This window comes from Shewanella sp. 2_MG-2023, assembly GCF_030548905.1.
Lineage (GTDB): Bacteria > Pseudomonadota > Gammaproteobacteria > Enterobacterales > Shewanellaceae > Shewanella > Shewanella electrodiphila.
In genome coordinates this window covers 350,011-364,054 of sequence record NZ_JAUOSO010000003.1, presented here as the reverse complement: position 1 = coordinate 364,054, position 14,044 = coordinate 350,011, and the positions used below count along the sequence as shown (strand labels likewise).

At 37.8% G+C, this 14,044-nt stretch carries 6 protein-coding genes, 2 tRNA genes and 1 rRNA gene; 4 read left to right on the top strand and 5 right to left on the bottom strand.

Annotated features, from left to right (window positions below; translation table 11 throughout):
- From rrf to Q4600_RS05435, 3 genes are all read left to right on the top strand, one after another.
- Positions 1 to 85 (top strand): 5S ribosomal RNA (gene rrf / locus Q4600_RS05445); the annotation flags it as partial.
- Between the two features lie 108 nt (positions 86 to 193).
- Positions 194 to 270: transfer RNA gene (locus Q4600_RS05440), tRNA-Asp, on the top strand.
- 887 nt (positions 271 to 1,157) lie between these two features.
- Positions 1,158 to 1,234: transfer RNA gene (locus Q4600_RS05435), tRNA-Trp, on the top strand.
- A 93-nt stretch (positions 1,235 to 1,327) separates the two neighbouring features.
- Here Q4600_RS05435 and Q4600_RS05430 read toward each other — a convergent pair.
- The 3 genes from Q4600_RS05430 to Q4600_RS05420 all read right to left on the bottom strand — a co-directional run bounded on the left by Q4600_RS05430 (position 1,328) and on the right by Q4600_RS05420 (position 3,540).
- Entirely contained in the window at positions 1,328 to 2,344 is a 1,017-nt protein-coding gene (locus Q4600_RS05430) for a tyrosine-type recombinase/integrase (protein WP_303513503.1), read from the bottom strand.
- On the bottom strand, positions 2,331 to 2,540 hold the full coding sequence (locus Q4600_RS05425) for a DUF4224 domain-containing protein (RefSeq protein ID WP_303513501.1): 210 nt from the start codon (positions 2,538 to 2,540) through the stop codon (positions 2,331 to 2,333). Before Q4600_RS05425 ends, Q4600_RS05430 begins: the two co-directional genes overlap by 14 nt.
- A gap of 772 nt (positions 2,541 to 3,312) precedes the next feature.
- Positions 3,313 to 3,540, bottom strand: a complete 228-nt coding sequence (locus tag Q4600_RS05420) for a hypothetical protein (RefSeq protein WP_303513499.1) — start codon at positions 3,538 to 3,540, stop codon at positions 3,313 to 3,315.
- 797 nt (positions 3,541 to 4,337) lie between these two features.
- Here Q4600_RS05420 and Q4600_RS05415 point away from each other — a divergent pair.
- Positions 4,338 to 5,234, top strand: a complete 897-nt coding sequence (locus Q4600_RS05415; protein WP_303513497.1) for a hypothetical protein — start codon at positions 4,338 to 4,340, stop codon at positions 5,232 to 5,234.
- 825 nt (positions 5,235 to 6,059) lie between these two features.
- On the opposite strand, the gene Q4600_RS05410 is transcribed toward Q4600_RS05415, so the two are convergent.
- Positions 6,060 to 9,101: a putative dsRNA-binding protein gene (locus tag Q4600_RS05410; protein WP_303513495.1), complete on the bottom strand. Its 3,042-nt coding sequence runs from the start codon at positions 9,099 to 9,101 to the stop codon at positions 6,060 to 6,062.
- Positions 9,098 to 13,945, bottom strand: coding sequence for an AAA domain-containing protein (locus tag Q4600_RS05405; RefSeq protein WP_303513493.1), 4,848 nt, complete (start codon positions 13,943 to 13,945; stop codon positions 9,098 to 9,100). Before Q4600_RS05405 ends, Q4600_RS05410 begins: the two co-directional genes overlap by 4 nt.
- Positions 13,946 to 14,044: the final 99 nt, after the last annotated feature.

Genomic DNA, 14,044 nt, shown 5'->3' with positions numbered 1-14,044 from the left:
ATCCCATCCCGAACTCAGTAGTGAAACGCAATCGCGCCGATGATAGTGTGGGGTCTCCCCATGTGAAAGTAGGTCATCGCCAAGCGCCTAATTTACTCAAAAGAGTAGCTTTATTACGATAAAGCAGTCTACTAACTTTGACACGTTAGCGACTTAAAAAGAATTTAGTAATATGCGCAAGCAATTTACTAAAGGAGCGGTAGTTCAGTTGGTTAGAATACCGGCCTGTCACGCCGGGGGTCGCGGGTTCGAGTCCCGTCCGCTCCGCCAACATTACGATAAGCCCTAACAGCAATGTTAGGGCTTTTTCGTGTCTGGCGTTTATAGCCCTATCATTTCTTGTTTATAGAGAGTGATAGTGCTTTTTCGTATCTAAAATATTCTAATTAGTTGTTGTGGCATCGCGGACTTTTACAAAAAATAGTCCGCCCTAGCTTCGCGTTCGTAAGCTCACGGCTATCGCCGTACTCACCCACAAATACGAAAGCCTCATCGAAAGGTGAGGCTTTTTTCGTTTGGATGTTTCAAAGAAAGGTAACATGAACTGTATATTTACCCACTAAAGCAGCTACATTTTAATTTTCCCTTGTTAAAACTGGTAATGTAGCGCATATAAGAGTTATGTGGGCTCTCTAAAGTATTCAGTAGGCTTGTCATTAGGCAGGTTGCTAGTAGTTTGTCGTTAATTAGTGAAAGGCCGCTCAGCCAGTATTACGAAAAGCTCAACAGCTTTGTTAGGGGAGGGGCTGAAATATTTATTCCTTTCCTTTGCGCCTTAATCAATACATTTTCTTCACAATAACGCGGACTAAGAATGTACTTAATAAAAGCGAAGACACTAATGTTCTCATATCTTGTGTTAGCCGCTTAGTGCCGTTCAATCATGATCTAATGGTATGCTTACGGCTTTTCTCGTTTTTGTTAATTCAACAATAAAACTTTCGATATTGTATTCCTCCATTAAAATTAGAGTCTGTTAACATTTGAAAGTATGTGATCTGTTGCAGCACAAATAGCGTATTTAAGTTTAATGTCTGTGTATAAGCTAAAATGGATTATATATCGCTATATTTGGCTGAAAAACCCACAGTCAGTGCGTTTGTGATAAATAATGCTTTACCTTTTGCAGTGGTTTTAGCATAATGCATTCCGTCAACAGGGGTATAGTTCCAATTGGTAGAACAGCGGTCTCCAAAACCGATGGTTGCGAGTTCGAGTCTTGCTACCCCTGCCAAATAAAACAACGGCTTGCATAGAAATATGCGAGCCGTTTTCAATTGTGTAGAATATAGCGTAGAAAATAAAAGTTTTATTTTCGATTTTATATTCACTTCACACTACTGCCAATAGTAGGTACCACAGTCACTTTACGGTCATATGTATTCAATTGCTCCATGGTCTTGTGACCAGAGAATTGCTGTTTTTGTGACATTGTGCCTTCAAAGTCAGAGATTCCTTTAGCTTTAATATCGTGGAATGTAAATGTACGTTCGATATTTGGGTAATCTTTTTCCATTTTTAGCTTTGCTCGCTTCCATGCACTACGTAATCCATCTGCAGTTAGTTTTCCACCGTGTTTTTTGTTGATGACATAGGGACTGTTACAATCTTTGTGCAATAACTTTGCTTCATCAATTACTTTTCTTAGTCTGTTAGACCATTCCTTTATCTGTTTTTTACCAGTTTTACTTTGCTGGATAAAAATACCATTATCATATATTTGCTCCCAGGTGAGCTGAAGTACGTCGCCTTGTCTTGCTGCACATAGGTAGCTTATCTCAATAGCTATCCGTAGACGCTGCTCTGCACATGCTAAAACTGCGTTGTATTCAGTGTCGGATATATATCTATCACGGGTCTTAAGTTTAAACTTTTTTACCCCTTTGGTGGGATTACTGTTGCATTTTCCTCGCTCGAACCCCCAACCAAACATTACACTAGCTGCAGCTAGTTCGTGGTTAGCTTGGGTTTTGCTAGCTTGTCCGCGTAGGTCCATATATTGGCGTATGTCTGGAGCTCTAATATCATCTGGTTTCATTTCACCAAAGACATTACTAAATCGCTTTAGTTCTATGTCGCGATCTTTCTGTGTTCTTGGGGCAAGCTCGGAGTAGTTTGTACTGTTGAGATAGTCTATTACTAATCGATTTACAGTGTAGCTTGAACTCATTTCTGCTATTTCACTTTCATATGCTTGCCAAACTTCAGCTTTACTAGCGGAACTCTTACATAGCACCTTCGTTGAATTATGACGCTTTAGGACATAACTCTCAGCAACTCCTGCGCGCTTATGTAGATAAACAAAAGGTGGCATCCATGAATCATTAGTTTTACGAGTTCGCATTTAAGGCTCCAAAGTTTGGTTTAGCAGTTTTATTTGTTGCTCCATTAGGATTATTTACAAAATCCCAAGTCAGTGATGGTCTTCCATCTTTACGAACAAAATGTTTAATACCTTGGAGTAATAGCCATTTGATTTGTGCAGCTGGCTGCGTGAAACCACTAAGTTGTTCTAGATCTTTTTCTGTAAGTAGTGCCATTTGTTCCTCTTTTGAATAATTGACAATGTTTAAATCCAGGCCAGTATTTTCGATATTGTCGAGATTTCAAAAAAAAGATTATGCCAGCTTATAAAAAAATAATTATTCATTTGAATTTATGTTGCTGTTTTTAAAGTAGATATTTTTGATGGGTGTTTTTTTTGAAAAAAAATATAATTTTTTTTTGCTTTTCTGTTGCTCGTCGTTATTTTCATTAAGAGGTTGTGAATTTAAAGTTTTTTTAAATCACTCAACTTTGGTGTGTTAAAGGCATATTTTGAGGAGAGTGAGCTAATTACTTAGAAGTTCTGTAAAAACTTCTAAGTAATTTATATAAGGTTTAGCTTGATAAGGTCTAAATTATTGTCATTGATTATTGTCATTGATTATTATCATTTTCTGCTTCTTTGCACTTTTTACAAATAATGATGCATCCGACGATTAACACAGTGAAGGGGAGTAAGAATTCCATGGAACCTCCTTGCAGGGTATCAGCTTAGTGAATTTAAGCTGATACCTTTGCTGATTTCTAAATTAAAAAAACTTAAATAGTAAGTAGCGACATTTTAACCAAGAGTCCTCAGGCAGCCCTTTGTCCTTGTACTTTCTATCATAAGCACATGCTCCGATTATAAATTTCAAATACAATAAGCTTGAAGGTAAACAGAATAAAGGACTATTGGTTATCCAAAACATAGTCACACAAACTATGGTCGAGATGAGTAAAATAAGTACCGGCGTGTAACGAGCATAAAACGCCTCGTTTTGTTGATTAAAAATCACTATCAAACCCCGAATCAAAACCCGAATCAAAACCTGAGTCGAAACTTGAACAAGAATCAAAAGTATCGAAGCTTGATGAAATATCGGTATCACAAGTGCTTATTGAACTACTGCTTTCAGTGATACCGAATGGGTTACCTTTGATGTCTAAACCTGAGCCTGAAACCATAGGTGTGCCATCAATATTGGTAATAGGGTCGTTATTTTTAGAAGTCATAATGTGTCCTTTAAAAAGAAGGTTGATTACTGTTCTATGTTTAAGTTAATGAAAAAAAGTTGAATTGCAAACTTGTTTGGCTGAAAGCTCATTAATAAATATTTGCCCTTTCTTTGTTCACCTCGTCAGATACCTAGATTCCCTTAAGACTCAAAAAATTCGGTTTTCAGCTTTTATTCTCTTTGCATTTATTCGATAGAATTTTATTTATTTAGCAAAAATCGGCACGATTTTCTGCAATAATGCGGCATGTGAAACATGCTTTCAAAACGCGGATGTGAGTTATTACGAAGTAATGGCGAGAAGCAGCACGCGCATGTACAGCTGGTCTGTACTAACCGAATTTTAGTTTTGCCTCAGCAAAATTTAGTCTCACATTTGGTACAAATTGAAGGCTAAACCTGTGTGGTTTTCGCCAGAAAACCATAGCGATGAAAGAGGGAAATGAGGTGGAACACATCCACTCGTCATAAGCGGTGAAAATGCGGTTAGTACAGAGCGTAGCGAAATACATGCGCGTTTGATGCTGTGAAGTGCTAGAGCGTAGCTCGTAAAGCTGCGCCGATGACGAGTCATCAGAGCAGGTGGGCGCTTCAGAGCATATGAGGGATTAACGAAGTTAAACTCTCATCAGCCAAAGGCTGGCTTGGTAGCGATGTTCATCGCTATTTTCATCCCGACAGGGATAACTCGCTTTAACGGCATGAATATCTATACCTTACAGATAAAAAATGACACTTCGTACTCAGTGAAACTAGTTATGAATACCTAAAAATTAAAGCATAAAAAATATCAATATGAACGTGTATCTACAACTACAACACACTATCAATACTGCTGTGTTTTCCTCAGGGAAACTGGCTGAAAAGTATCAACCTTATTTGTTCATGCCCATGAAATATATACCAGGGGAAAATAATAATCAGACGGGTAAAGCCAGACGGGAGTTAACCATTAAAATGGTGGCTCGATTTGGTGTCACCTCGCCAACCCTCATCGCGGTGATATATGGTATTCCCAAGCGGCAAGCACTCGAACACCTCAATAAGCTTGTAAAAGAAAAGTTGCTCAGCTTAGTGATAACACATCGGTCTGTTGATGACCGTGTGTATGTACTGGACTACGCGGGCGCAAAATATGCAGAAGAGTTGTTATCCATCGCGGTCTACTTTCGCACCAACGACAAGCCCGCATTAAGGGTTAATCAGAACACCATCATGCATGATTTAATGATGCAATATATCCAATTACGAGGCATTCACAATAAGGTCAAAACAGGTGAGGATAACCCTTACTGGATTTCATTAGTCACAGAGCCTGAATTTAAGCGACTCTTTAAATCAAATGACGTAAGAAACGTAGATGGAATTGTCATAGAGCCAACGGGTAGCCTTGTTGCAATTGAACTAGAACATTCCTTTAAAACCAAAGCTGCACGACAGACCATTTTATTAAAATGGCTTTATGGCCTCAATAATGGCTATTACGACAAGGTCATGTTGTTCTCTCAATCCTTGCAGGTATTTAGTGATATTAAGCGACTGCATAACCAACTATTCGAAGAGATGGTGACTCGAGTAGATAAAAAGACTCGTAAAGCACTTTTAACATCACAAGACGTCACACTATTACAAAGCAAAATCATATATCGAACCGTATTATGCAGTGAATTAGAAAATGTTTTTTATCAATAGATTTTAACCGGCACAAAAACGAGAAAGACACCCCAAGGGTGTCTTTCAAGGCAAAGCCATTCAGGCATTACAGAAGAGTGAGGTATTCAACACAATGGAAGAATCACCAGAGATTAATTTTATCCATAAAAAGAACTCCGTTTCACTGCGCCGAGGCATCCATGTTTCCCTCCGCAATAATAAGTAAGCCTGAAGCTGGAGAAATTAAGCTAGTTAAATAGGATGAGAGTAAAAAAATTTCAACTAATCACCTGATGACAAGTAATAAATAATAGAAAAAAGTACACATAATAGGCCAATAGTGGCCCAAATTAAACCTAGATCAATGTGCTCCATGCAACCTCTTAACAATCCTTGTTAATTGTTCTGCAAGTATAGTCAGGAAAGACGATTAAGGTAAATTGTGGATGCCGTACTCGTTTATGCCCCATTATGAGCCAATGCGAAATTGAATTTGATTTCAACTTCCGCAATTAGACTTACTTTTACTCATGACTAGCACTCTGATTATGTCCAATTTTGCTAATCCACTAAACTCCCTATTACGTCACGCTAAAAGCGATGGCCGAAGAGTTAGGTGTGACCGTGTCTTACTTTTTTGTGAATCAGCAAGCACAGCTGAGCTGCTGTGCTTGCTTGAGAATATGAGTGAGGAAGAGAGAATAGTTTTAATAAATAAAGTTAAGAGCTCTATGGGGGATAAGTGTCACCTCCATGAGTTAGAAAGCTTCAGCATAAGTTGTTCACTTGCTAGAAGCTCTTTATTTGCACTAACTTATATCATATTCAAGTGATTGTTTTATAGCTAAATATTTATATCTTTACTTACTCTTTTTTCCTTTTATATTTTTGTAGCATTACCAGTGCAGCTTGTTGTGAGGCATTATTAAATGAAGCGCCCTCAGCAAAAGTGATCTGCCCTTTAAAGGAGCATTTTACTTTAAAAACTAGGTTATGCTGCTCTCCTTCCGTTTGGGTAATTTCATAGATAGGTAATGGTACTTTTAAATGTTGAGCTACTTCTTGAAGTTGAGTTTTACTATCTTTTCCTGATTTATTTATGTACTTATCATTGTTTAATGATTCCCTGATCAGCATAAAAGGTCGATATGCCATTGCTTTCTCGATGTCGGGAGCACAATCGTTATCTTCAAACATGGATAGATAAGACAGACCATACAAAGCTTTGATAACACTCATTATGTATGAGCCCTGCTCTTCAGGTGGGATCAGTCTAGCGAAAGGTTCTCTCCAAATCAAAGTACTGAGCCAGTTAAACTCGCTGTAAAATTCATCGCTCACTAATTCCCTTGAGACTCCAGCATAAACTTCCCCAATAGACCAATCATCATTTTCTATACATTTTATTATCAATTCCCTTGATATTATCGCCTGTTGTAGTTGTACACCCAATTGAGCCAAAGTTTTGTTGCCACCATCTGAGGTTGCATATTCCTTCCAAAGTCTTGCTGGAACAAATGCTACACCACTCTTGATTTCTTTTGGAATTCCAAAAAGTTGGACAATATCTTCGTGAACCCTATAGCTCTTACATTTAGTCCACTTATATATGTCATTAGGAAGAATGCATATTTTCTGCGCGTTCGAGTTATGTGTGGTTGATTTAGATATATCCAAGTTTTTATAAAGTTTACGGGCAGCGTCCTCAGAAGCATTCTTTTTTGAGTTTCCGTTTCCAACAGTTATTTTATTATTAAAGTTGCACTGGACAGAGAAAACTTGATTGTGCTGGGGACCTGAAGTCGCTACTACATCATATTGAGGTATCTGAAGCTTTTTAGATTGAGCATATTCTTGTAAAACCATTTTTATTGGCTTTTCGTTTGATAAGTCTAAACTGATATCTAGAGTCTGCGCTAGCTCATAGAGCCAGCCGATCTGATTCATAACCCAAGACGCTCCAATGAGCTGCATGACTACTTGACGTTCAATTTTTTCAGATTCCGTATCTTTTGTACTACTTCCTTTTTGTATTCTATCTATCAGCCCTAATTCTACTAGCTTGCTTTTTACACCCGATATCAAGCTTTGCTTTACTAAACCCAAATGCCCTGAACTTGCAAGACCTACTGTATTTTGAATTAAGTGAACGGCAATTAGTTCCAAGCTCTGCTTACCCGCATAAGCGAGTAAATCTAAGTGCATCTTGGAGGCGTCAGAATGTGAGTAATGATAAAATGCAATATCCCATAGTTTGGATGGTTTAATTGAGCCTGTTAGGTTTTTAAGACGACTTTCACCAATATCTTTATACTCTGATAAAGCCATTTGACAGCTTTTTTCAGCAGACTCACTAGACTCATAAGTATCGAAAGCCTTAATTTCTTCTACGTGAGTTTTGCTAATTCCCGGTTGCTCATTTACGCTAAAATTCAAAGATTGATTCAACTCGATATCAATACTCTGTTGAAGGATCGGCATAAAGAATTTATTACGAACTTTTTGTCCTTCCTCAACATCTTTCTTTTCAAAAAAGTCATTGTACTTAGGTTGCTGCGTTGCCCAATCCAGAAGTTTTTTGGATACTTCGGAAATAAACTTAGGTTCAAAACTCACATAACCTACCGGAAATGAAATATCACGTTGATCATCTAGTTGGGCATGAAACAAACTTGCAACCATTAAGCCAGGAATGATCATAAATTCGGCATTGGAACCGCCAAATCTAGCAGGGAAATCCATTAGTTTAGCATCAGATAGCTTCCAAAAATTATTCCTCAGGGTCATAGACTCTTGAAAACTTTCACAAGCCATACCTAAGACAACTTTTGACGTTTTCTTCCTTTTGTCGAAAAAGCTATACACTTCATCTACTAATTTACTTAGGTCAGTTGTTTTCCCCCACGTTTTTGATTCAGCGTTGGTTAGCCAAATCAAGCCTGAATTATCTGGTTTATTTTCAAAAATTAACTTAAGTCGACTCGTTAAAATGTCTCGATTTCTTTCAGTATAGAAGTTACCAAGTAGCATAAATGTGTCGTCATTTAGCTTGGTTAATCCATTTTCATAATGATTAGCTATAGCTTTAATATTGAGTGTTCTAGCATCATCGTCCCAATACTGAACCAAAAGCGGATCATTAGAAACCTCAAGGTACTCGTTTAAACTTTCGTACAAATCTTTAAAAGGTTCGGCTTGAATAGTTGAGTCCATGAGTGAAAAAATTGCTTTTTCCTCATCCCAATCATCCACAGTATTTGAAACATATTTCATTTTTAAAATGTTAGGTGACTCTGTATCCACAAAATACTCAACCTCAAGCGGGAGTGTTGAGTCAAACCTGTCTGATACTTGATTTATTTTATACAGTTCTTTTATTTCTGAAAAAACATCCTCTTTTAAGACAACTTCTCTAAATAAACTGAAGTTTGTATCGAAAGCATTTTGAGCTTTACCCAATAAATTCCGATAGCATTCATCTGGCAAGTTGAGTGATACACTAAAATCTTGAGATCCTGAACGTCTGACATCAGTAGACAGCATTCGGAAACTGTAAAGCTCAAACTCGACTGGAGATGCTTCGTCAGTCACTTCAAAAAAGGTAGGTCTTAAATTTCCATCTTCTTCTGAAAACTTACTCATCGCATAATAAGTCAATTTTATCTTTCCAGACTCCCACTCAATCAAGTTCTCTTCTTGCAAATCATCAACAATAGCCAGCATTTCTTTGCTCGTGAAGCCAAAATAATCCTGAATCGTTTCCAAGCTAGTTGAAGTCAATGAATAAATAAGCCTAATTACAAATTCTTTAACAACTGGTAGTTCGCGCTTCTTACTCACAGTGTAATCCATAAAAAAAGACTTCATTGGTAAGCCAAAGCAAACCTTGCTCAATTGAATCTTCATTTTTTAGCCTCTAGAAACTGTGAATTAACAACCGAGTATTCCTTACCGTTGTGGCTTGAAATATACTCGAATACTCGTCCAAACGCTGAACCTTCATTGTGACTCTGCCACATATCCGAATTACCAATTATGAACAAGGCTTCCTTAGCTCGAGAAAGTGCAACGTTCGCGCGATTTTCTGAAGAAACATAGCCTTGGCTGCCGTTTGAATTACTTCTAACCATAGAAACAATAATAATATCGTTTTCTTTACCCTGATAACTATCGATCGTGTCTACCTTAATGATTCCTTTTTCTAGTAATGTTCGAGCCCATGCAACGCCATTAATCTCTCGAATTAGATGCCTTACTTGCTCACCATACATACAAATGATACCGATCTTTGGTTCATCACCATCTATAAAGAGGGATTCAGCATTGTCATGAGATGCTAGCTTATTCAGAAGCCCTAATATAATTTCAGACTCATATCTATTGACATAACTTTTCAGGTTTGCGTTTTTAGCTGTTGGTTTAGACTCAAAAGATTTCCTCTTAGCTTTACTAGTGTCAATCCAAGTCACAGGCGTACATATATCTTCAAATAGCTCTAGATAAGCTTTTTCCGTTACACCCCTGCCAGTTTCTAATCCACCTTCTTCTAAGTAAAAACATTCCGATACAAGGTTTCCTACTGCCGGTATCATACGGTATTGAACTTTAAGAAAACGGCCTACAGTCTTCCCATAGCTAGAAACAAATGCTCTTTCAAAATCACTACGCTTGAGCTCATCAGTGCTAACTGCTGGTAAAATTCTTTTTGCGGCTTTTATATGCTCGTCATCAAATAATGGAGGGAGTTGCTTATGATCCCCAACTAAAAGAACTTTACGCCCTACCTGCATTGCAATTGCAAGCTCACTTGCTGGCGATCTAGCAGCTTCATCGATCACGACTAAATCATAAGTGTTCTCTTGGATTCCATAGTGGTTACGCCCTATACCAACACAAGTTCCACATACTAAAGTCCGTGTCTTTGATAAAAAGTTTTGAAATTGCGATTGGCTAGAAGCCATAACGCTCAGCCACTCATTTGAAATTGAGACAATATTTTTGAACTTTGACAACAAATCACCAGAGAAAATTTCATAGTGTCTTGCCAGAGCTGAATAAATGTATTCTCTATAATAAGCAAGCTCGATATCACCTAAATTGAGAGCCATACTTGCTTTCCGGGAAAAGAATTCCGGTAATTTTTTATTTAACCCTTCAATCTGATTCACTAAAGTGCCTGCAATGTCGCTGTCCGTATCTTTCATGCGTGAAAGTATACGGTCTAATTGCTTACCAAATGACCTCTCAAACTCAGTAGCTACTTTTGTAAAGTCTTCATCAATGCCTAACTCTCGTGCGACTCTAGCAATACGTTCTTCATATTCAGCTTTAAACCTATCTCTATAGTGCTCTTGGAGCGCCTTCTCTCCAACATCGTCTAGCTGTTCAGAAAGTACATGCTGATCACCAAGACGTACAATATCTATTTCTGTGTCATTTCGTCCGAATAATGACCTAACTTTTTCCGTGGCATTATTGACAGCTTCATGAGATTGACTGACCAAAAGTACCCTTCTAGCACCATTAGAAATACAGTAATGGATGAAAGAACCAATAAATGCCGTTTTACCAGTGCCCGGGGGGCCTTGAAGCAAGCTTACCGGACCATATTTATATAAACCCTTGAAAGCTTCGCGCTGCTGTTCATTTAGCTTAAAGATGATCTTTCCATTACAGTCTGACTCAGTGTAAGAATCTAACTCAGCATCAGTTGGCTCTGATTGTTCAGTTGGCTCAACAGCTACTCCTGGGGAAAAGTAATCCGCGATATTACGGATAACACTTCTATTATTTACTAAGTTCTCCGTGGCTAGCTTCCTTTTATTTAATGATGATGCCGTCAATGCACCTTCAAGAACTAACGTATCACCTAGTTCAACTCTCGCTTTACCCCAGATGTTTATTGCCATTGAATTTGGACCAATATCAATGAGATTCCCTATTCGTCGCAACTCTCCATGCCTCTCTGCATACACAAAAACACGCTCTGTATTTAAGTTGAAATCTAAAGAAGCACCTTCGCTAGTATATTGAAATGTATGCTTATCTCCCTGAATTCTCGGGTCTGTAGATATCTCAACTCTTGGGTTACTTTCGTGTTCCGTTTCAACTAGAGCTTTCCAAACATCTCTTGCATCCGTTACTTTGGAGCTTTTTATGTTAGTTGATGTTATTATTTTTTGGTCAGAGTTACTTCCCTCTGAGCTTGAACCTTCTTTACAAAGCTCTTGGTATACTGGGCTTTCAAGTATTTCATCAAAAAATTCTTCAGAGCTTTCAGCCTCATATTCGCAAAAGTAAATATCTCCACTTAACTCTAAGATTGAATTTTTCTTGTTTTTGATGAAATCGTTATGTCTAATTTCATCAAAATTGGCTGAAACAACAAATTTCTTTTCTGGGTGAATTAGCATGCTCAAGCGATGTTTCACACCTGTGATTCGAACAGAAACTAGATTTCCATCTTTGCCTTTGTTTATGTCTAAATCTAGGTAATATTTACCATCATCAGACAATAGCTTGCTCTGTCTGATTTGAAGGTTTTTATGATAAATCTTAAAAGTATTTACTAACTTGAGAGGAGGTGGGGTAATAATGCCCTCTAGTTCATCATGCAGTTTTATAATTTCTTGACTTGATATTTCAGGAAGCTCACACAGTTGGTCTAAATATTTTCTCAAATGAATCAACTGGCTCAACACTGACAACTCACTAATTATTTTCACAATGGCGTAACGATCTATACTTGCCGTAGGAATATTTTCGTGATTAGCAGGAGAATAAGTAGGCGTATATCGACTTTCATCTAGTTCAATGATATCGATAAATACCAATCCGTTGTCACTGACAATTATATTCTCGGGATGTATATCACCATGATGAATATTTGCCGAATGTAATTCAATTAGTGATGATAGTAGCTGTTTGATCTGTAAAGTAGGGCTATCAATTTGCTTAGACTCAACGAGCTGTTTCCAGGTGATGCCTTTTATCCACTCAAACTGGAAAAAAGCACAGGTCATTTGTGGGTTTAAGCCATAATCAATAATTTTTGGAAGGCACTTTATGTCTGCATTTTTTCTAATCTCTAGCCTATTAAAAAATGACAGTAGTTGGCTATTAACACCACCATCAGCTGACACATCACTCACCCCAAACCAAGCTTTCAGGCCAAAAGAATCATCGGTAGCTTTTAAGAAATTGAATGTCCCGTCAACCTTTACTGGGCTAGTGACTCCAAAGTCAACATAGATGTTTTTTGAGGAGTGAAAGTTTGCTAGCAGACCTAGCTTATCTTCACCATCAGACTCACCTACATTCAATAATTTATTAAGCTCAGTAAGAGCTTCTCGTAGGTCTTTAAAACGAGCAGAAGCTTCAAGCTCTAAGGCCCTTTCAAACCATTTCCCGAGTCGTTGACATATTGAATTATCTTTAATTGGTTCCCATAAATAAATGCCATCTTCTTTTATGGGCGGCTTGCCGAAGGCAATATAGTGACAGGCGGCTGCAGCCAGATATACATCACGAGTATAGTGTGTACCCTCAGAATCATCGTATAACTCTTCAGGTGTTTCAATCTGGTTGTGCTGAAGTATTTTACGAATGTTAGAGACTGTTTTATTTTGCGGATCTGGGTAGGTCGCTGTTAGGAAATTAGATAATACAACCTTACTCGGTAAAGATACCCAGATGCTGTGATTACCAAGGTCGCGGTGTGCCACGTCAATATCATGAAGGCTAGCTAAACGACTTACGAGAGCTTGAATTAGGTTGAGTCTATTTTCTTCAGTAAGCTTTGTACTGTTCTTTCTCACAAATGTATCTAGGCGTTCTTTTTTATTTGGCCATTCATATAGTTCAACAAAATCGGAAGATAATTCACTTGGTATATACTCTAAGCGAAGATATGTATCCTTAAGATCTTCATCTTGACTCGCGATATAGCCAAGTACATCACTTTCTCTGTGAGCTATTAAAGATCTTTGCTCTGGTGTTCTAGTATGTTCAACGATACAAGGAGAGGTGAAATCCCATCTACGCATTAGCGCTTTGTAATTATGATTATCAGAACGTTGGCTTTGGTATTCAGAGTATAGTCCATCTCTATGCTGGAATAGAGGCTGACCTTGTAAGACATAATTATTAGCAGAGTAATTTTTTGCTTTGAAATCAGCACTATTACTAGAAAAGATTTTATCCCATTGTTTTAAGTTTTTATTAGGAGCATCCTCTTTTCGCTTTATCATCCATGATACATCATTTTTAAAATACTTCTTATAGACTTTGTCTTCGCCTATATTAGAGAACTCCTCTAACGTAAATACATAGTCTTGTTCGTCAGGATGTAGATCATCTTTACCAGCGGTTCCGCATAAGACTACACAGTGATCAACCCAAGGCACAAACCTGTTACTTAATCGCTCTTTTAATTTTGTCGACAATATTTGAGCCGACCTTCTTGCTTGACGCAAACCATTACTTCGGTGCTCCTCTCGCCCATCAGGAAACTGTACTACCCACTTCCCATTTCTAGAAAAGATTTTCCCTGACCACTTTTTAAATTCAACGTTTATTATTCGGTCATGGGTTACGAGAATTAAATCACCTTCAAACTCTCCACTTTGTCTTCCCCTCATTTCGAGGGATGAGTATCCTTTCCAACTGTTAGGTAGGGCTATCTCAAGCCTTTCATTTGCTTCTCTTTCGTAGCCACTAATCCCTAAAGGGTCTAAGCATGTTATTTCCATTATTAGTCCTCTGAAAAATATTACTGTAGTGGCATAGTTAATTTGGCCACCTAGTTAGAAGTCATATCATCACCTGATAGGTTATCAGGTGATACTATT